Annotated in this window: 13 protein-coding genes; 8 read left to right on the forward strand and 5 right to left on the reverse strand. The window is 73.2% G+C overall.

All coding sequences use genetic code 11. From position 1 onward, the window contains the following. Positions 1-6 precede the first annotated feature (6 nt). Both AMK31_RS04435 and AMK31_RS04440 read right to left on the reverse strand, forming a co-directional pair. The gene (locus AMK31_RS04435; RefSeq protein ID WP_073939040.1) at positions 7-1,590 is read right to left on the reverse strand and encodes an AMP-binding protein; all 1,584 of its coding nucleotides are present in this window, start codon (positions 1,588-1,590) and stop codon (positions 7-9) included. Further along, positions 1,587-3,263: an AMP-binding protein gene (locus AMK31_RS04440; protein WP_073939041.1), complete on the reverse strand. Its 1,677-nt coding sequence runs from the start codon at positions 3,261-3,263 to the stop codon at positions 1,587-1,589. The genes AMK31_RS04435 and AMK31_RS04440 overlap by 4 nt, the downstream gene beginning before the upstream one ends. Positions 3,264-3,387: 124 nt before the next feature. On the opposite strand from AMK31_RS04440, the gene AMK31_RS04445 reads away from it, so the two are divergent. The 3 genes from AMK31_RS04445 to AMK31_RS04455 all read left to right on the forward strand — a co-directional run bounded on the left by AMK31_RS04445 (position 3,388) and on the right by AMK31_RS04455 (position 8,228). Further along, on the forward strand, positions 3,388-4,221 hold the full coding sequence (locus AMK31_RS04445) for a helix-turn-helix transcriptional regulator (RefSeq protein WP_073939042.1): 834 nt from the start codon (positions 3,388-3,390) through the stop codon (positions 4,219-4,221). A 224-nt stretch (positions 4,222-4,445) separates the two neighbouring features. Further along, positions 4,446-7,259, forward strand: a complete 2,814-nt coding sequence (locus AMK31_RS04450) for a helix-turn-helix transcriptional regulator (RefSeq protein WP_073939043.1) — start codon at positions 4,446-4,448, stop codon at positions 7,257-7,259. 177 nt (positions 7,260-7,436) lie between these two features. Continuing rightward, positions 7,437-8,228 carry a S1 family peptidase gene (locus AMK31_RS04455; protein ID WP_073939044.1) on the forward strand — a complete coding sequence of 264 codons (792 nt, stop codon included), beginning with the start codon at positions 7,437-7,439 and terminating at the stop codon, positions 8,226-8,228. 108 nt (positions 8,229-8,336) lie between these two features. Here AMK31_RS04455 and AMK31_RS04460 read toward each other — a convergent pair whose 3' ends face one another. Together AMK31_RS04460 and AMK31_RS04465 are read right to left on the reverse strand one after the other, a co-directional pair. After that, positions 8,337-9,458, reverse strand: a complete 1,122-nt coding sequence (locus AMK31_RS04460; RefSeq protein WP_073939535.1) for a winged helix DNA-binding domain-containing protein — start codon at positions 9,456-9,458, stop codon at positions 8,337-8,339. Then, positions 9,455-10,870, reverse strand: a complete 1,416-nt coding sequence (locus AMK31_RS04465) for a cellulase family glycosylhydrolase (RefSeq protein ID WP_073939045.1) — start codon at positions 10,868-10,870, stop codon at positions 9,455-9,457. The genes AMK31_RS04460 and AMK31_RS04465 overlap by 4 nt, the downstream gene beginning before the upstream one ends. A gap of 143 nt (positions 10,871-11,013) precedes the next feature. On the opposite strand from AMK31_RS04465, the gene AMK31_RS04470 reads away from it, so the two are divergent. Further along, positions 11,014-12,543, forward strand: coding sequence for a ricin-type beta-trefoil lectin domain protein (locus tag AMK31_RS04470; protein ID WP_073939046.1), 1,530 nt, complete (start codon positions 11,014-11,016; stop codon positions 12,541-12,543). Positions 12,544-12,559: 16 nt separating this feature from the next. On the opposite strand, the gene AMK31_RS04475 is transcribed toward AMK31_RS04470, so the two are convergent. Next, a complete protein-coding gene (locus AMK31_RS04475; RefSeq protein ID WP_073939047.1) occupies positions 12,560-14,323 on the reverse strand; it encodes an FAD-binding dehydrogenase in 1,764 nt (587 codons plus the stop codon). A 285-nt stretch (positions 14,324-14,608) separates the two neighbouring features. On the opposite strand from AMK31_RS04475, the gene AMK31_RS04480 reads away from it, so the two are divergent. The 4 genes from AMK31_RS04480 (at position 14,609) to AMK31_RS04495 (ending at position 20,367) form a co-directional block, all read left to right on the forward strand. Further along, entirely contained in the window at positions 14,609-16,411 is a 1,803-nt protein-coding gene (locus tag AMK31_RS04480; protein WP_073939048.1) for a methylmalonyl-CoA mutase family protein, read from the forward strand. Then, positions 16,411-18,585 (forward strand): methylmalonyl-CoA mutase, encoded by a 2,175-nt coding sequence (gene scpA, locus AMK31_RS04485; RefSeq protein WP_073939049.1) that lies wholly within the window; start codon positions 16,411-16,413, stop codon positions 18,583-18,585. Before AMK31_RS04480 ends, scpA begins: the two co-directional genes overlap by 1 nt. 13 nt (positions 18,586-18,598) lie before the next feature. Then, the gene (gene meaB, locus AMK31_RS04490; RefSeq protein ID WP_073939050.1) at positions 18,599-19,603 is read left to right on the forward strand and encodes a methylmalonyl Co-A mutase-associated GTPase MeaB; all 1,005 of its coding nucleotides are present in this window, start codon (positions 18,599-18,601) and stop codon (positions 19,601-19,603) included. Between the two features lie 236 nt (positions 19,604-19,839). Further along, the gene (locus AMK31_RS04495; RefSeq protein ID WP_073939051.1) at positions 19,840-20,367 is read left to right on the forward strand and encodes a hypothetical protein; all 528 of its coding nucleotides are present in this window, start codon (positions 19,840-19,842) and stop codon (positions 20,365-20,367) included. Positions 20,368-20,402 lie beyond the last annotated feature (35 nt).

Below are 20,402 nucleotides of genomic sequence, written 5' to 3' on the forward strand. Positions count from 1 at the left end.
GGTCCGTCAGGCGCCGTACCGCTCGCGCAGTTCGACCTTGCGCACCTTTCCGGACACCGTCATCGGGAAGGTGTCCAGGACGCGGAGGCCGGTCGGGATCTTGTAGTGGGCCAGCCGGCCGTCGCAGTACGCCCGCAGCTCGTCCAGGGTCGGGGGGTCGGCCGGATCGCGTGGGATGACGCAGGCCAGTACCTCCTCGCCGTAGTGCTCGTGGGGTACGCCGATCACCTGGACGTCGGCGATCTTCGGGTGGCCGTACAGGAACTCCTCGATCTCGCGAGGGTAGATGTTCTCGCCGCCCCGGATGATCATGTCCTTGATGCGGCCGACGATCTCGACGTAGCCGTCGTCCCGCATCAGCGCGAGGTCCCCGGTGTGCATCCAGCGGCCGGCGTCGACGGCCTCGGCGGTCTTCTCGGGCTCGTTCCAGTAGCCGAGCATCACGCTGTAGCCGCGGGTGCACAGCTCGCCCGCGGTGCCGCGCGGCCGGGTCACGCCGGTCGCCGGGTCGACGATCTTCACCTCGATGTGCGGCAGGGCCCGGCCGACCGTGCCCGTGCGGTGCTCCAGGTCGTCGTCCATGCGGGTCTGCAGCGACACCGGGGACGTCTCGGTCATGCCGTAGCAGATGGAGACCTCCGCCATGTGCATCTCGGCGACCACCCGCTTCATCACCTCGACCGGGCAGGGCGAGCCCGCCATGATGCCCGTGCGCAGGGAGGAGAGGTCGTAGCTCGCGAAGTCGGGGAGGTTCAGCTCCGCGATGAACATCGTCGGGACGCCGTACAGGGAGGTGCAGCGCTCCTGCTGCACCGCCTCCAGGGTGGCCTTCGGGTCGAAGGAGGGGGCGGGGATGACGATGCAGGCGCCGTGGGAGGTGGCCGCCAGGTTGCCCATGACCATGCCGAAGCAGTGGTAGAAGGGCACGGGCACGCAGACCCGGTCCCCCTCGCCGTAGCCGATCGACTCGCCCACGAAGTAGCCGTTGTTGAGGATGTTGTGGTGGGAGAGGGTGGCGCCCTTGGGGAAGCCCGTCGTGCCCGACGTGTACTGGATGTTGATGGGGTCGTCGCAGGACAGTTCCTCGGGGCGCGCGTCGGGCGTGGCCCGGCCCAGCAGCGCCTCCCAGCTCGGGTCGCCGAAGTACACGGCCTCCCGCAGCAGCGGGCAGTCGCCGCGCACCTGCTCGACCATCGCCTGGTAGTCGCTGGTCTTGTGGCTGAGCGAGGCGAAGAGCAGCGAGACGCCGGACTGCTTCAGGACGTACTCCACCTCGTGGGTGCGGTACGCCGGGTTGATGTTCACCATGATCGCGCCGATGCGCGCCGTGGCGTACTGGACGAGGACCCATTCCGGGCAGTTGACCGCCCAGACGCCCACCCGGTCGCCCTTCGCGACGCCGCTCGCGAGCAGCGCCCGCGCCAGCGTGTCGACGTCCGCCGCGAACTCGGCGTACGTCCAGCGGCGGCCGGACGGTACGTCGACCAGCGCCTCCCGGTCCGGCCAGGCGGCGGCCGTGCGGTCCAGGTTCGCGCCGATGGTGTCGCCGAGCAGCGGGGTGGCGCTCACCCCGTGGGTGTACGAGTTCACCGGAAGTCCTCCTCGCGGTACTCGGCGTCCGAACCGGCCGCCGTGGCCTCGCGCAGCTGCACGCGGCGGATCTTGCCGGAGACGGTCTTGGGCAGGTCGGCGAACTCCAGGCGGCGGATGCGCTTGTACGGCGCCAGGACCTCGCGGGAGTGCTCGAACAGCACCTTCGCGGTGTCGGGGCCCGGCGACCAGCCGTCCGCGAGGACGACGTAGGCCTTGGGGACGGCCAGGCGCAGCTCGTCCGGGGCCGGCACGACGGCGGCCTCGGCGACCGCCTCGTGCTCCAGCAGGGCGCTCTCCAGCTCGAACGGGCTGATCTTGTAGTCGGACGCCTTGAAGACGTCGTCGCTGCGCCCGATGTACGTCAGGTATCCGTCCTCGTCCCGCGCCCCGATGTCGCCGGTGCGGTAGTAGCCGCCGGACATCACCTCCGCCGTGCGCTCGGCGTCGCCGTGGTAGCCGGTCATCAGGCCGACCGGGCGGGCGGACAGGTCGAGGGCGATCTCGCCCTCGGGGGCGCCGGGGGCGCCGGTGACCGGGTCGAGGAGTTCCACGCGGTAGCCGGGGCTGGGGCGGCCCATGGAGCCCGTCTTCAGCGGCTGGCCGGGGGTGTTGGCGACCTGTACGGCGGTCTCGGTCTGGCCGAAGCCGTCCCGGATGGTGACGCCCCAGGCGCGCCGCACCTGTTCGATGACCTCGGGGTTCAGCGGCTCGCCCGCGGCGACGGCCTCGCGGGGCGGGGTGCGCAGCGCGCTCAGGTCCGCCTGGATGAGCATGCGCCACACGGTGGGCGGGGCGCAGAAGGTGGTGACGCCGGCCCGGTCCATCTCGGCCATCAGGCGGGCCGCGTCGAAGCGGGTGTAGTTGTGCAGGAAGACGGTCGCCTCGGCGTTCCACGGGGCGAAGAGGTTCGACCAGGCGTGCTTGGCCCAGCCCGGCGAGGAGATGTTCAGATGCACGTCGCCGGGCTTCAGGCCGATCCAGTACATGGTCGCCAGGTGCCCGATCGGGTACGTGGTGTGGGTGTGCTCGACCAGCTTGGGGCGGGCGGTGGTGCCGGAGGTGAAGTAGAGCATCAGCGGGTCGTCGGCGCGGGTCGGGCCGTCGGGTGTGAAGCCGGCCGGCGCCGAGTACGCCTCCTCGTACGGCAGCCAGCCGTCCGGCGCGCCGCCCACCGCGATCCGGGTGTAGCCGCCGGGCACCTCGGCGAACTTGCCGGTGTCGTCGGCGCGGACGAGCACATGGCGGACCCGGCCCCGCTCCACGCGGTCGCGCAGGTCGGCGGGGCCGAGCAGCGGGGTGGCCGGGATGACGACCGCGCGCAGCTTCATCGCGGCCAGCGCGGTCTCCCACAGCTCGGCCTGGTTGCCGAGCATGACGAGGACGCGGTCACCGGCGGTGACGCCCCGCGCGCGCAGCCAGTTCGCGGCCCGGTCGGAGCGGTCGGACAGTTCGGCGAAGCTCAGCCGGGTCTCGGTGCCGTCCTCCTCGACGATGTGCAGCGCGGTGCGGTCGTTGCCGTCCGCGATGACGTCGAACCAGTCCAGCGCCCAGTTGAAGTGCTCGGGCCGGGGCCAGGCGAACCCCTCGTACGCCGTGGCGTAGTCCTCACGGTGTGCCAGCAGGAAGTCCCGCGCCCTGCGGAAGTCCTCGGTCGCCGTCGCCGTCGTCATCTGTTCTCCCTCTGTCCGGACCGTTGCCGGGCGGCTCCCGGACATCGTGTAATCCGTGATGCAGATCTCAATACCCCCTAACGGGGGTGTGCGCCGCAGGACGCGGTCGGGAAAGGGCGAGCACGTGGGAGCACACGCAGCGGACACGGCGGAGATTCGGGGCGCGCTGCTGCGGCTGCGCCGTACGACCGGCCTCCCGGTGGCCTTCGGCGGGCTGGTGGAGGCGGGGCGCCCGCGGATGCGCATCACCGAGCTGACCGGGACGCGCACGCCGGCGCTCAGCGCGCTCGCGGTGACCTCCGGCAACGGGCTGGGCGGCAAGGCGGTGGCGCTGGGCCGGCCGTGCGCCGTGGCGGACTACTCCGCCTCACGGCAGATCAGCCACGAGTACGACGTGCCGGTCGCGGCGGAGGGCCTGCGGTCCGTGCTCGCCGTGCCCGTCGTCGTACGGCGCCGGGTGCGGGGTGTGCTGTACGGCGCCCTGCGCACCGCCGACCCGCTGGGCGACCGGACGCTGCACGCGGCGGTCGAGGCGGCGCGGGACGTGGAGCAGGCGCTGGTGGCGCGGGACGAGGCCCGGGGTCTGCTGGTCGCGGCGCGGGTCGAGCCGGGCGGCGACGCGGCGGCGGGCGCCGTACGGGAGCGGATGCGGGAGGCGCACGCGGCGCTGCGGGCGCTGGCGCCGCGGATCGCCGACCCGGCGCTGCGGGCGGAGCTGCTCCAGGCGTGCGGGCTGCTGGCGCCGGAGACCGTGCCGGACGCGGTGCGGCTGGCGCCGCGTGAGGTGGACGTGCTGGCGTGTGTGGCGTCGGGGGCGACGAACGCGGTGACTGCGGAGCGGCTGGGGCTGCGGCCGGAGACGGTGAAGAGCTATCTGCGCTCGGCGATGCGGAAGCTGGGGGTGCGCAGGCGCGGGGAGGCGGTGGTCGCGGCACGGCGGGCGGGGGTGCTGCCGTAGCGCCCGCTGTGGGGACCGATTTCGTTCACCGTGCAACGAAGTGCCGCCCGTGAGGGCCGTAACAGCCGTCCGTGATGCGCCGGAAGCGCCCTCCTTCATGCAATTGACCCCCCGCTGAAATTCCCCATGCACCCGGCTGTTATTTCCCTCACCGTCTCACCCCTCCGAATTTCAATGACTTGCCGCCTAGAATTTGGCCCGAACACGACACACGGAGGGGAGCGGTGACCGTGCGACGGGACTTCAAGGAGCCTGCCAGATGCCGCCCCGACCTGGTCATCGGACGGGAGGAGCCGTTCGCCGGCGCCCGTGACCAGCTGGAGCGCGGCGGCAGTGTGCTCCTCCACGGGCCCGCCGGAATAGGAAAGTCGACCGTGCTGCGGGCATTGGCCGCGGAATACGGCGCGACGGTACGGACCGTGTTGCGCTGCTCCGCGACCGAGTCCGAATCCCATCTCCCCTTCCTCGCCCTCGCCGACCTCCTCGGCCTGGTCCTGGACGAGGTGTCCGACCAGCTGCCCGCCACCCAGCGCACCGCACTGGAGTCCGCGCTCACCGGCCGCGGCGAGTCCAGCCTCCAGCGCGACGGCCTCGCCCTGCGTCTCGCGGTGCTGTCGGCGCTGCGCGCACTCGCCGCGGCCGGACCCGTCCTGCTCGTCGCCGACGACCTGCAGTGGCTGGACCCGGCCAGCGCCGAACTGCTCGGTTTCGCCGCCCGCCGCCTCGGCGACACCCCCGTCCAACTGCTGTGCGCGGTGCGGACCGAGGGCCAGGAGTACGACCGGCAGCTGCGGGCCAGCCCGCCCGACACCCTCGCCCTGCGCCTCGGCCCGCTCTCCCGCGCCCAGGTCTCCGCGCTGCTCGACCACCGCGGCTACACCGGTCTGGCCCGCTCGACGGTCCGCGACATCCACCGCACCAGCGGCGGCAACCCGCTGTTCGCGCTGGAGCTGGGCCGCGCCCTCGCCGAGGCCCCGACGCCGCCCCGGCCGGGCGAGCCGCTGCCGGTGCCGACCTCGCTGCGGGCGCTGGTGCTGAGCCGGCTGGAGATGCTCCCGGACGAGGCCCGGCACACCCTCCTGGTGGCCAGCGCGGGCGCCCGGCCCACGCTGGCCCTGCTGCACGCGGCCGGCCGGCCCGACGCCGAGGCGGAGACCGCGCGGGCCGCCGAACTGGGGCTGCTGGCCACCGACTCGGAGGGCCCCGCCGTACGGTTCGCGCATCCGCTGATCTCCGCCGCGCTGTACGCGGAGGCGCCCGCGCACCAGCGGCGGGCGGCGCACGCGGCGCTGTCGGAGGCCGCCTCGGACCCGATCGAACGCGCCCGGCACCTGGCGCTGGCGACCACCGGCACGGACCCCGAGGTGGCGGCCCGGCTCGCCGAGGCCGCCGCGCTGGCCCGGGACCGCGGCGCCCCGTCGATGGCGGCCTCGCTGGGGCTGCTCGCCGCCCGGCACACCCCCGCCGACGGGCAGCCGGGCGCCGACGAGCGGCGGCTGCAGGCCGCGGAGGACGCGATCACCGCCGGCGAGGTGGACCTCGCCCGGGACATCGCGCGGGAGGTGCTGGCCCGGTCGGCGGTGCCGGCCGACCGGGTGCGGGCCTGGATGGTGGTGATCGAGGCGGCCGGGCAGGCCCTCGGGGAGGTCGACGCCGTCTTCCCGCAGGCGCTGGCCGACGCGGGCGACGACCCCCGGCTGCTCGCCCTGGTCCACTATCAGCTGGCCTGGCGGGGCCTGGTAGTGGAGGGCGACTTCGCGGAGGGCCGCGAGGAGGCCGCGCACGCGGCGGAGCTGGCCGCGCGGGGCGGGGACCGGCGAACGGAGCTGCTGGCGCTCGCCTTCCAGGCGCAGGCCGAGACGCTGATGGGCCACCCGGACGCCCCGGCGACCATCAAGCGGGCGCTGAAGGAGCCCCAGGACCCGCAGGTCGCCTGCCATCACAACGGGGCCGGCTCGACCCGGCTGCGCTGGCTGCTGATGAGCGACCAGCTGCCGGACGCCCGCGCCACCGTCACCAAGCTGCTCAGCGAGGCGCGGCGGCGCGGCATGGTGGAGAGCGAGGTGCACTTCCTGCGGATGCTCGCCGAGACCGAACTGCGCTCCGGGCACTGCGGGCGCGCCCTCGACCTGGCCCGCGAGAGCATGCGTCTGGCGCGGGACTCCGGGATCGGCGAGGTGGCGTCGGCCGTGCTCACCTCCGTCGCGGAGGCCTCCGGCGGCGACGTCGAGCGGGCGCTGGCGCTCGCCAGGGAGGCCGCCGAGCACGCGGAGGAGGACGGCGACCACATCTACATGTCCCGCGCCCTGGCGTCCCTCGGCCATGTCCAGCTGGTCGCCGGGGACGCCGCCGGCGCGGTGCGGTCGCTGCGCCGGGTGCGGGAGCTGGAGCAGGGGCTCGGTGTGACCGACCCGGCGCGCGGACGCTGGCACGGCGACCTCGCGGAGGCGCTGGTGCGGATCGGGGAGATCACGGAGGCGCAGGACGTCGTCGACGTGACCCGGGAGCAGGCGCTGCGGCTGAGCCGGGAGAGCGTGCTCGCCGTACTGGACCGGGCGGAGGCGCTGGTCCGCGCGGCGCGCGGGGAACTCGACGGGGCGATTGCCCAGCTGACGTCGGTTCAGGACCGGCTGGCCAAGCTGGGGTACGGGCTGGAGGAGGCGCGGGCCGCGTTCGTGCTGGCGCGGCTGCGCCCCGGGCGGCCGGGGCCGACGGCGTACGACGAGGCGGCGCGGCTGTTCCGGCGGTGCCGGGCGCTGCCGTGGTTGCGGCAGGTGGAGGCGGCGGCCGCGATGCCGGCGCCACCGGAACCGGCCCTCGCGCCGGGGCCCGCGCCGGCCGTGCTGGAGGGGCTGGCGTCGATGGAGCGTCAGGTCGCCGCGCTGGTCATGGAGGGCGCGACCAACCGGGAGATCGCCGCGCGGCTGTTCATCAGCGTCAAGACGGTGGAGGCGACCCTGACCCGGGTCTACCGCAAGCTGGGGATCCGGTCGCGGGTGGACATCGTCCGGCTGGCGGCGGGGCGGCGCGCGCCCTGAGCACCGAGGGTTTTCCCTCACCAACCCCCTTAGGGGGTTCCCTCATTGGGAGGGCGGGGCCGCCGGCCCTAGCGTAAGGGCGTGCCGCTCGCCGGGCACACGGGGATCTGTCCCGAGATCCCCGTGCACCACCCCCCACCCCGCGCGACCCCCCACCGGCAATCCCTGAGGAGACTCATGTTCGGGCTCACCCGTGCGAGAAAGGCCGCCGTGGCCGTCGCCGCCGGCGGCGCCGCCGCCGCGACCGTGCTGACCGGCGCCCCCTCGGCCGTCGCCGCGCCCCAGCCCGTCGTCGGCGGCACCACCACCACGACGAGCGCCTATCCGTTCATGATGCAGATCACCGACGCCTCGCAGAACCAGTTCTGCGGCGGCACGCTGGTCTCGCCGACGAAGGTCGTCACCGCCGCGCACTGCATGGTCGGGGAGAGCACCAGCAGCGTCCGCGTGGTCGGCGGCCGGACCTACCTCAACGGCACCAACGGGACGGTCGCGCGGGTCAGCAGGATATGGATCCACCCGAACTACACCACCGCGACCCGCGGTGAGGACGTGGCGGTGCTGACGCTGTCGACGTCGATGCCGTACACCACGGCCAAGTACGTCTCGTCGACCGACGCCTCCGTCTACAAGGCCGGCACCACCGCCCGGGTGCTCGGCTGGGGTACGACGTCGCAGAGCGGCAGCTCCTCCAACCAGCTGCGGACCGCGACCGTACCGATCGTCTCCGACTCGAGCTGCGGCGGGAGTTACGGCTCCGACTACGTCGCGAACGAGATGGTGTGCGCCGGATACTCCTCCGGCGGCGTGGACACCTGCCAGGGCGACAGCGGCGGTCCCCTGCTTGTCGGGGGCGTCCTGGCAGGGATCACTTCCTGGGGCGAGGGCTGCGCCCAGGCCGGTTACCCGGGTGTGTACACCCGGCTGACCACCTTCTCCAGCCTGGTGACCGCGCAGGTCAACTCGTGACCAGGTAAGGACTCCTGAGGGCACCCCTCAGGTGAGTACCAGGGGGCGTTGCGGGCCTCCACGAGCGGCCCGCAGCGCCCCCTTTCCATGTCCGGGGTCACCGCCGGCTCAGCCGGTGACGGTGCCGAACCGGATGTCGTACGACCCCTGCGGGTACAGCGTGCGCAGCGTCCGCTCGGCCTCGGCGCCCACCTCCTCGCGCGCCGCCCGGGTGAGGTCCGTGAAGGGCTCGATGACGAGGGCGTCGTCGCGCAGGCGCCACACGCCGGCGAGGAAGCCGTCGACGAGGAGCGGGCAGTGGAAGGTGTTCGCCTGCCAGGTGCGGCCGCGGTGCGGGGGCGGGATCACCCGGGTGCGGTCGGCGTGGGACAGCAGCAGGTTGTCGAACTCGGGCAGCAGGCGGGGCGGGGCCGGGGTGTCCGGGTCGGGGCGCGGGGCGTCGGGCAGGTCGAAGAGTTCGACGCCGTTCGGGTCGCGGAAGGTGACGAGGGAGGGCCGCAGGCGTTCGAAGGCGGGCCGTGTCCGGGTCAGCCCGGCCCAGGTCTGCAGGTCCCGCACGGAGGCCGGCCCGAACGCGGCGAGATAGCGCAGCACGACCGCGTCCAGGGCGGCGGGCGGCTCGGCCGGGCGGCCCAGCCAGTGCTCGACCGTGGTCACGGCGACCTGGGCGCTCCTCCCCCACAGGCCGCGCGGGGTGACCTGGACCAGGGGCAGCGTGCAGCGGGCGGCGACGGCCAGGGCCTGCGGATCGGCGTCCGGCCATTCGGCGCGCAGGGCCTCGCGCAGCTGCTTCATGGTGCGCGGCTCCGCCTCGACGAGGTCGCGGGCGAGGGCGGCGAGCCGGCCGAGGTCGACGCCGACGAGGCCGTCGCGGAACTGCTTCATGTTCAGCTCCCGGTCCCGCGCGGGCTGCACCAGGGGGCGCAGGGTGAGGCTGTCGTCGGCGGTGTGCAGATGGATGGTGGAGCGGAGCGTCACCATCCGCACCACCTCGCGGCCGTCGAGCAGCCCCGACAGCTCCTCGGGGGTGAAGCCCTCCAGGCGGGCGGCGAGCGCGTGGTACGGCGGCTTCACCTCCTGCGCCTGGAGTCCGACGAGATGTTCCACGGCCGCCTTCGCGGACATCGGCGAGCGGTCGAGGAGCAGCTGCCGGGCGAGGGTGGCCCGGTTGAGGGCGCGGGTGCCGAGCACGGGGGCGGTCGTGGCGGGCTGGGCCTTCGTCGTGGTCATGGGCGGCACGCTAGCCGCCGTTGCGGACAGCTACGGTCCTCGATGGGGGACCGTCGGACGGTGACGGTCACGTCGCGGCCCGGGGAGGCCAGGACCCGGGCCCGGCCCGGCTCGGTGCGCAGCACGGTCGCCGCGTCGGCGGTGATGTGCCAGGTGCCCGGCGGCAGGGAGAGTTCGGTCGTGCGCGGGCCGTGCCGGGACGCCCGGTAGGCCAGGCGGTACACGCCGTCCGCGGGGTCGTACGAGGCCGAGGCGACGGTGCCCGCGACGCTCGCCGCGTACGGCTCGGCGGTCAGCTCCTTGTGGGTGCGGAAGGCGCCGGTGTCGTCGACCGCGCAGTACCCGCCGCCGTAGCACCACACGTAGCCCGCCCAGCCGGAGGTGTAGCGGCCGAGGGAGGCCATGGCGTCGCGGTAGAAGAGGCCCATGTTCGGCAGGGAGTTGTCGAGCGGTCCCCACTCCCCCACCACGACGGGCACCCGGTAGCGCCTCGGGTACTCGACGACGGCCCGCTCGTAGGCCTCGATCCAGCCGGCACCGGGGTCGTAGTCGGCGCCCGCCTCCATGGCGGTGTTGTAGAAGTGCGGCGCGTACACCACCTTCGGGTCGTCGACGCGTCCGAGGCCGGTCGGTACGCCCTCGCCGACGATCGGTGTGGGCTCGACGAAGATCCAGGCGTCCCGGTCGGCCGAACGGACCGCGTCGGCGAGGCGGTTGTACATCGGGGTGATCTGGTCGCGCTCGATGCGGCGCGCGGCCGTCGGCAGGTCCTCCCCTTCGCGCGGTTCGCCCATCGGTTCGTTCATCAGGTCGTAGCCGATCACGGCCGGGTGGCGGGCGACGTGCCCGGCGAGCACCCGCCAGGCACCGGCCTGCGCGCGGCGCAGGTCGGGGTCCTCGTAGAGGTGGGTGAAGGCGCGCTGGACGGCGGGTTCGAAGTACTCGGCGAACCAGTCGTCCGGGTGGGGGGTGAAGGGCAGTCCGTCGGTCCTGGTGGCCCAGGCGGGGATGCCGCGATGGCCGAAGGCCGGGCCGAAGACGTCCTGGTGGGCGTCGATCAGGACCTTGACGTCGTTGCGCTCGGCCCAGTCGAGGACGCGGTCGATCTTCCTCAGGTATCCGGTGCTGTACTGCCCCGGCCGGGGCTCCAGGTCGTCCCAGAAGACCAGCAGGCGGGCGAGGTTGAAGCCCTGGGCCCGCATGTCGGCGAAGTGCCGTTCGGTGACGGCCGACAGGGCTTCGTCGCCCCGGTTCACCTTGTCCTCGACGTTCCAGCCGCGCAGGGTCAGCACCCGCCCGTGCCGGTCGGTGAGGGGAGGGATGTCCGGTGCGTCCGGCCGCGCCTGGGCGGCCGTCGCGGGGGTGAGCAGGGCACCGACGGCCACACTCGCGGTCAGGGTCGTTCGCAGCACGGGCAACCTCCTGCACGTAGCCGACTCCGATCGGTCGCCCGTAAACGGAACATGACGCTCCCTCAGCTTTTTTCGGCAAAGGTGTTCCCCTGGCGACTACCGGCCAGTAAATACCGTGGGTAACCCCACGTCCAGGAGGTGTCATGAGACGCTCCGGGTACCGGCTGCGGTGGCTCGCCACCGCGGCCGCGGCCGTCCTCGCCATGGCGACGGCCGCCGTTCCCGCCACCGCGACCCCCGCCACGGCCGCCGGCACACGGCCCGCGGCCGCCACCCCGCTCCCGTCCGACCTGGAGGCGATCAGGGCCAGGGAAGCCACCGCGCTCTACGGCGACCCCGCCGAACGCCCCCTCGCCGAGCGCAGGACCGCGCTGATATCGCTCGGCGACAGCGAGATCTCCGGGGAGGGCGTCGGCACCTACGAACCGCCGACGAACGGCCCCACGAACTGGTGCCACCGCTCCCCCGACGCCGCCGTCCACCGCACCGGCATCGCCGCGGACCTCACCTTCAACGTCTCCTGCTCCGGCGCCTCCACCGGCAACATCCGGATCGGGGGCGCCAAGCAGTACGCCGACGAGCTGGTGCAGAGCGACAGCCTGGCGATCAAGGCGCGCAACACCCGGATCAAGATGGTGCTGCTCGTCGCCGGGGCCAACGACGACCTCCAGTTCGGTCCCGTCATGACCGACTGCGTCCAGCGCTACCTGCTCTCCCAGGGACCCTGCGAGCCGAAGTACGCCCCCGGCTGGCAGGCCCGCGTGGACGGCCTGGTCCCGAAGGTCGAGCGGACCGTGCGCGACCTGCGGTCCGTGATGCGCGACGCGGGGTACGCCGACGGCGACTACAAGCTCGTCGTGATGAGCTACCCGAGCCCGATCGGCCCCGACTTCCGCGACAACCCCGGCTTCGGCGGCAAACTCGCCTGCGGCGGCCTCGGCTACGACTCCGACACGAAGTGGGGCCGCGACACCGCCGTACCGGCCTTCGAACGCGGGGTCCGCAAGGCCGCGGCCGCCGCGGGCGCCTCCTACCTGGACGCCTCACGCCTCTTCCACGGCCACGAGGTGTGCATGGAGGACACCTGGGCGCGCGGCCTGTACATCGATCTGTCCAAGCCCGGCACGCCGGACGAGAACTCCGTCCGGCAGTCCTTCCACCCCAACGCCCGCGGCCACGCCGCCTTCGCGTCCTGCCTCACCCGCTTCTACGCCTCGGACCTGCGCGAGGCCTCCTGCGCGGACGTCGCCTCCTCCGGCAGCCCCGTCCTGTTCCCCCACGCCTGGGACGACGTCTTCGCGCCGCTGAGGAACCAGGCGACCGGCACCTGCGTGGACGTCGCCGCCTCCGGCAGCGCCAACGGCACCGGCGTCCTCGGCTGGGACTGCGCCGACACCCGCAACCAGCGCTGGTGGTACGACCCGGCCCGGCGGACCTTCCACACCCAGCTCACCCAGGACCGCTGCCTGGACGTCCCCGGCGCGCGGTACCGCGCGGGCACCGCGCTGAACGTCTGGAACTGCTCCGGCTCGGCCAACCAGAAGTTCGTCCGCGACGGTGCGACGATCCGCCCGTCCGCCGAGCCCGGCCTGTGCCTGACGCAGGCGGCGGCCCGGGAACCGCTGCGGCTGCAGCCGTGCGACGGCTCGGCCGGCCAGCGGTTCACCTCGTAGGGCGTGGCACCGCCGCTCAGGTCGCGGTGGCCTGGGCGGCGGCCCGTCCGGTCTGACGCCCGGAGAACAGGCAGCCGCCGAGGAAGGTGCCCTCCAGCGAGCGGTAGCCGTGGACACCGCCCCCGCCGAAGCCGGCCACCTCCCCGGCGGCGTACAGACCGGGGACCGGATCGCCGGAGGCGTTCAGGACCCGGCCGGACAGGTCGGTCTGGAGGCCGCCGAGCGTCTTGCGGGTGAGGATGTTGAGGCGTACGGCGATGAGCGGACCGGCGGCGGAGTCCAGGATCCTGTGGGCCGGGGCCGTGCGGCTGAGCGAGTCGCCGACATAGCTCAGCGCGTTGCGGATGCCCATGACCTGGACGTCCTTGGTGTAGGGGTTGTCGATCTCCCGGTCGCGGGCTTCGATCTGGCGCCGCAGGTCGTCCAGCCGGATCAGGTTGTCGCCGGTGAGCCTGTTCATGCCGCTCACGAGTTCCGGCAGGGTCGTCGCGACGACGAAGTCGGCCCCCTTCTTCTTGAACCTCTCGATCGGCTCCGGGGTCTGCCAGATACGGGAGAGCAGCATCCAGACGTTCTTCTCGGTGAGGTCCGGGTTCTGTTCGGAACCGGAGAGCGCGAACTCCTTGGCGAGGATCTTCTGGGTGGTGACGAACCAGGAGTAGTCGTACCCGGTGCCGGTGATGGACTTCAGGGTGTGGAGGGTGTCGTAGCCGGGGATGTCGGGGCTGCCGAACCGCTTGCCGGTGGCGTCGAACCACATCGAGGACGGGCCGGGCAGGATGCGGATGCCGTGGCCGGGCCAGATCGGGTCGTAGTTCCTCAGGCCCTCGGTGTAGTGCCACATGCGGTCCGGGTTGACGATCCGGCCGCCGGCCCTCTCGGTGATCGCGAGCATCCGGCCGTCCACATGGGCGGGCACGCCGGTGACCATGGTTCTGGGCGGGGTGCCGAGGCGGGCGGGCCAGTTGCGCCGGACGAGGTCGTGGTCGGCGCCGATCCCGCCGGAGGTGACGACCACGACGGGGGCGCGCAGTTCGAACTCCCCCACCTGGACGCGGGAGCTGGGCCTGCCGCGCGCCGCGTCGCTCGGTTCGAGGATCGCGCCGCGGACGCCGGTGACGGCGCCGCCCGTCGTCACGATGCCGTCGACGCGGTGCCGGAACCTGAAGGAGACCTTGCCGTCCGCGCGCGCCGCCCGCACCTTCTTCTCGAACGGCTCGACGACGGCGGGGCCGGTGCCCCAGGTGACGTGGAAGCGGGGCACCGAGTTGCCGTGTCCGTCGGCGAGACCGCCGCCGCGCTCGGCCCAGCCGACGACCGGGAACCACTGCATGCCCAGCCCGGCGAGCCAGGACCGCTTCTCGCCGGACGCGAACTCCACGTACGCCTGCGCCCACTTGCGGCCCCAGTGGTCCTGGCCCGACGGGTCGTCGACGCCCCGGTCGAAGCCGGCCGTGCCCAGCCAGTCCTGCCAGGCGAGGTCGTGGGAGTCCTTGATCCCCATGAGGCGCTGTTCGTCGGAGTCGACGAGGAACAGGCCGCCGAAGGACCAGAACGCCTGCCCGCCGAGGCTCGCCTCGGGTTCCTGGTCGAGGAGCAGCACCTTGCGGCCGGCGGCGGCGAGTTCGGCGGTCGCGACCAGTCCGGCGAGGCCGTGGCCGACGACGATCGCGTCCGCGTCCTGCGACTCGGCGGCGAAGGCGGGCATCGCGCCCGCGAGGGTGGCGGCGAGCACTCCGCCGGCCGCGGTGAGGGCGTGGCGGCGGGTGATCCCGGGCACGGAGCCGGACGTGGATCCGGACGCTGATCCGGACGCGGTACCGGTCCCGGGGTGCGCTGGGGAGTTGTCCATGGACTGCCCTTCCGGAAAGAGGTGCGGAGGGTGCACGGGGGTAGGGAGGAGAGCCGTGAGGAGAGCGGTGTTACCGACGGTAGCCCCAAGGGGTGACCCGCCGCCAGAGTGCTGCGAGGGGCCCCACAGAGGCCCAGGTCACAGGGTGGGCGAGGGGAAGGTCACAGCCGCGTCCCCTGCTGCTCCTTTGTCCTTCTGGCCTAGCATCCGAGCATGACGGTCCTGCCTGACGACGGGCTCTCGCTGGCCGCCGAGTTCCCTGACGCGACCCACGAGCAGTGGCAACACCTGGTGGAAGGTGTGCTGCGCAAGGCGGGCAAGGACGTGTCGGGAGCGGCGGCGGAGCTTGCCCTGTCCACTCCGCTGGAGGACGGGTTGCGCACCCGCCCCCTGTACACCGCGAACGACAGCGCACCCGATCCCGGTTTCCCCGGATTCGCCCCCTTCGTCCGCGGCGGCCGCGCCGAGGGCAACACCGCGGGCGGCTGGGACGTACGCCAGCGCCACACGGCGGTCGCCGACGGGTCGGTGCTGGCGGACCTGGAGAACGGCGTCACCTCGCTCTGGCTGGTCGTCGGCGAGGGCGGCATCCCGGTGTCCTCACTCGGCCGGGTCCTGGACGGCGTCCATCTCGACCTGGCCCCCGTCGTCCTCGAAGCGGGCGACGAGACCGAGGCCGCCGCACGGGAGCTGCTGCGGCTCCACGCCGAGCGCGGCGTCGCCAAGGAGGCGGCGCGCGGCGGTCTCGGCGGCGACCCGCTCGGCCACGAGGCCCGTACGGGCCGGGCCGCGGAGTTCGCGCCGGCCGCCTCCCTGGCCCGGCTGTGCGCCGAGGAGTACCCGGGGCTGCGGGCGCTGACCGTGGACGCGCTGCCGTACCACGAGGCCGGCGGCTCCGCCGCGCAGGAGCTGGGCTGCTCCCTCGCGACCGGCGTGGCCTACCTGCGGGAGCTGACCGAGGCGGGCCTGACCGTCGAACAGGCCTGCGCCCAGCTGGAGTTCCGGTACTCGGCGACCGCGGACCAGTTCCTGACGATCGCCAAGCTGCGCGCGGCGCGCCGGCTGTGGGCGCGGGTCACCGAGGTGTGCGGGGCGCCCGGCAGTCAGATCCAGCACGCCGTCACCTCGCCGGTGATGATGACGCGCCGGGACCCTTGGGTGAACATGCTGCGCACGACGGTCGCCACGCTGGCCGCCGGGGTCGGCGGCGCCGACTCGGTCACCGTGCTGCCCTTCGACCACGCCCTCGGCCTGCCGGACGCGTTCGCCCGGCGCATCGCCCGCAACACCTCGACGATCCTCATCGAGGAGTCGCACCTCGCCCGGGTGATCGACCCGGCGGGCGGCTCCTGGTACGTCGAGCGGCTGACCGACGAACTCGCCCACGCCGGCTGGGAGTTCTTCCAGCGGATCGAGCGGCAGGGCGGCCAGGCCGCCGCGCTGCGCTCGGGCCGTCTCGGCGAGGACCTGGCCGCCACCTGGGCCGCGCGCAGCGAGAAGCTCGCCAAGCGGCGCGAACCCGTCACCGGTGTCAGCGAGTTCCCGCACCTCGCCGAGCAGCCCGTGGAGCGCGAGCCCGCCCCGGCGTCCCCGGCGGGCGGACTGCCCCGGGTGCGCCGCGACGAGGCGTACGAGACGCTGCGCGCCCGTTCCGACGCGCACCTCGCCGCCACCGGCGCCCGGCCCCGGATCTACCTGGCCACCCTCGGCCCGGCCGCCGCGCACACCGCGCGGGCGACGTTCGCGGCGAACCTGTTCCAGGCGGGCGGCATCGAACCCGTCACCGAGGGCACGTTCGAGGACAGCGGCGCCACCGAGGTCTGCCTGTGCTCCAGTGACGCGGTGTACGAGGAGCAGGCGGAGTCGGCCGCCCGCGAGCTGAAGGCGGCGGGCGCCGGACACGTGTTCCTGGCCGGCCGCCCTGGGCGGTACTCCGACATCGACGCGTACGTCTTCGCGGGCTGCGACGCCGTCGCCGTGCTGTCCGCGACCCTCGACCGGATGGGAGTGTCCTGATGGGAATCCCCGACTTCTCGGGAATCGAACTCGGGGTGCCCGCGTCCGCAGGCGGCGCCGACGAGTGGCGTAACGCCGTGAAGCAGGCGACCGGCGGGGACGATCCGCTGTGGGAGACCCCCGAGGGCATCCCGGTGAAGCCGCTGTACACCGGGCGCGACCTGGAGGGACTGGACTTCCTGGGCACCTACCCGGGCATGACCCCGTACCTGCGCGGCCCGTACCCGACGATGTACGTCAACCAGCCGTGGACGATCCGCCAGTACGCGGGCTTCTCCACCGCCGAGGAGTCCAACGCCTTCTACCGGCGCAACCTGGCGGCCGGCCAGAAGGGCCTGTCGGTCGCCTTCGACCTGCCCACCCACCGCGGCTACGACAGCGACCACCCGCGGGTGACCGGTGACGTCGGCATGGCGGGCGTGGCCATCGACTCCATCTACGACATGCGGCAGCTCTTCGACGGCATCCCGCTGGACAAGATGACCGTGTCGATGACGATGAACGGAGCCGTGCTGCCCGTGCTCGCCCTGTACATCGTGGCGGCGGAGGAGCAGGGGGTGCCGCCGGAGAAGCTGGCGGGGACCATCCAGAACGACATCCTCAAAGAGTTCATGGTCCGCAACACCTACATCTATCCGCCGAAGCCGTCGATGCGGATCATCTCCGACATCTTCGCCTTCACCTCGCAGCGGATGCCCCGCTACAACTCGATCTCCATCTCCGGCTACCACATCCAGGAGGCGGGCGCGACGGCCGACCTGGAGCTGGCGTACACGCTCGCGGACGGCGTGGAGTACATCCGGGCGGGCCGGGAGGCGGGCCTGGACGTGGACGCGTTCGCGCCCCGGCTGTCGTTCTTCTGGGCGATCGGCATGAACTTCTTCATGGAGGTCGCCAAGCTGCGCGCGGCCCGCCTGCTGTGGGCGAAGCTGGTCAAGCAGTTCGACCCGAAGAACACCAAGTCCCTGTCGCTGCGCACCCATTCGCAGACCTCCGGCTGGTCGCTGACCGCGCAGGACGTGTTCAACAACGTCACGCGTACGTGCGTCGAGGCGATGGCGGCCACCCAGGGCCACACCCAGTCGCTGCACACCAACGCGCTCGACGAGGCGCTCGCGCTGCCCACCGACTTCTCCGCGCGCATCGCCCGCAACACCCAGCTGCTCATCCAGCAGGAGTCCGGCACCACCCGGGTCATCGACCCGTGGGGCGGCAGCGCCTACGTCGAGCGGCTGACGTACGACCTCGCGCGGCGCGCCTGGCAGCACATCCAGGAGGTCGAGCAGGCCGGCGGCATGGCCAAGGCCATCGACGCGGGCATCCCCAAGCTGCGCATCGAGGAGGCCGCGGCCCGCACCCAGGCCCGCATCGACTCCGGGCGGCAGCCGGTCATCGGCGTCAACAAGTACCGGGTGGACAGCGACGAGCAGATCGACGTCCTGAAGGTCGACAACTCCTCGGTGCGCGCGCAGCAGATCGAGAAGCTGCGGCGGCTGCGCGCTGAGCGGGACGAGACCGCCTGCCGGGACGCGCTGGACGCGCTCACCCGGGCCGCGGGGGGCGAGGGCAACCTGCTGGAGCTGGCGGTGCGCGCGGCCCGCGCGAAGGCGACCGTCGGGGAGATCTCCGACGCCCTGGAGAAGGTGTACGGCCGGCACGCGAGCCAGATCCGTACGATCTCCGGCGTGTACCGCAACGAAGCAGGGGAGTCCCCGTCCGTGGACCGTACCCGCACCCTGGTATCCGCCTTCGAGGAGGCCGAGGGCCGCCGCCCGCGCATCCTGGTCGCCAAGATGGGCCAGGACGGCCACGACCGGGGCCAGAAGGTGATCGCCACCGCGTTCGCCGACCTCGGCTTCGACGTGGACGTCGGCCCGCTGTTCCAGACCCCGGCCGAGGTCGCCCGCCAGGCCGTCGAGGCGGACGTGCACATCGTCGGCGTCTCCTCGCTCGCCGCCGGACACCTCACCCTCGTACCGGCGTTGAAGGAGCAGCTCGCCGAGGAGGGCCGGGAGGACATCATGATCGTGGTCGGCGGGGTGATCCCGCCGCAGGACGTGCCCACGCTGCTGGAGATGGGCGCGGCGGCGGTCTTCCCGCCCGGCACGGTCATCCCGGACGCCGCGCACGACCTGGTCACGCGGCTGGCGGCCGGTCTCGGCCACGACCTCTGAGGCCGGGGCCCGCATGGCGATCGATCTCGACACGTATGTGAAGGGTGTGCTCGACGGCAAGCGGGCCCTGGTGGCCCGCGCCATCACGCTCGTCGAGTCCACCCGCCCCGACCACCGGGCCCTGGCGCAGCGGCTGCTGACCGAGCTGCTGCCGCACGGCGGCCGGGCCCGGCGGATCGGCATCAGCGGCGTGCCCGGTGTGGGCAAGTCCACCTTCATCGACGCGTTCGGCACGATGCTCACCTCGCTCGGCCACCGGGTCGCGGTGCTCGCCATCGACCCGTCCTCCAGCCGCACGGGCGGTTCGATCCTGGGCGACAAGACCCGCATGGAACGCCTGGCCGTCGACCCGGCGGCGTTCGTGCGCCCCTCCCCCACCGCGGGCACGCTGGGCGGGGTGGCGAAGGCGACGCGCGAGTCGATCGTGGTGATGGAGGCCGCCGGCTACGACGTGATCCTGGTGGAGACCGTCGGCGTCGGCCAGTCGGAGACCACCGTCGCGAACATGGTCGACTCCTTCCTGCTGCTCACCCTCGCCCGCACCGGCGACCAGTTGCAGGGCATCAAGAAGGGCGTCCTGGAACTGGCCGACGTCATCGCCGTGAACAAGGCGGACGGCCCGCACGAGCGGGACGCCCGCGCCGCCGCACGGGAACTGGCGGGCGCGCTGCGGCTCATGCACGGCAAGGACGCGTTCTGGACGCCGCCCGTGCTGAGTTGCAGCGCACGGGAGTCGACCGGCCTGGACGTCGTCTGGGAACGTCTCGAACAGCATCGCACCCTGCTGAACTCCACCGGCCGCCTCACCGCCAAACGGCGCGACCAGCAGGTCGACTGGACGTGGAGCATGGTTCGCGACGAACTCCTCGACCGCCTGCGCTCCGACCCGGCGGTACGCGCCCTCGCCCCCTCCCTCGAACAGCGGGTGCGGGACGGGGAGTTGACGTCCACCCTGGCGGCGGAACGCATCCTCGCCGCCTTCCGGGACAGCGACGGGGGTGACGGGGCGGGGCGCTGAGGCCGGTCGGCCGGCATCGGCGGCGAACGCGCGAGCGATCTCGGCAGGTCGCCACCTGACGTCGTCGTCCACGCGGACGCGCGCGGTGCCCGGCGGGTGCGCCGCGGTGCGCCGGGCCGAGCGCCCCGCTCACCCGGGCGGGTGATGGACAGTGGGGTTCGCCGCGCGGTGCGATACGGGGGTCGTCACCCAGCGTGTTCTCTCCGCCATGGCGGACTCGCCTTCGGGAGTGCTCCATGACCAGTCCCAGCCCCCAGTCCCCGCCCGCCGAACCGCAGGTCACCGTGCGGTCCGCCGGTGTTCCGGCCGTGCCGGGAGTCCTCGTCGCGGACGACGTCGTGTTCGTTCCGCATCCACCGCGGGGCCTGGTCAGCGCGGAACTGCTGACCGCCGAGATCGCCCCGGGGGCGGACGGCGGTGCCGCCGCCGAGTCCCTCGACGTCGGCGGCGTACGGCTGCTGTGCCTGGACGACGGCCGGATCAGAGCCGTGCTGGCGGTGCTCACCCTCACCAAGCCGTCCACCCTGCGCCGCAGGGTGCCGCAGTACACCGCGGCGCTTTTCGAGGACGCCGTCGCCGAGTACGGGGGCGATCTGTGGGCCGCGCTGGGCTCGCTCGGCTACGGCGTGCCGGCCGGTGCCCGCCGGGACAGCGACGCGGAGTCGGGGCCGGACCTGCGGGCGTTCACGGGCCTGAGCGGAACGCCGGTCGAGATGTACGACAGCGTCGGCACGTTCGCGGAGAGCGGCTGCGGGTGGCGCTGACCGGCGCCGGAGGAACTGGTGCGCGCGGTAAGGGC

The organism is Streptomyces sp. TSRI0107 (assembly GCF_001905845.1).
GTDB lineage: Bacteria > Actinomycetota > Actinomycetes > Streptomycetales > Streptomycetaceae > Streptomyces.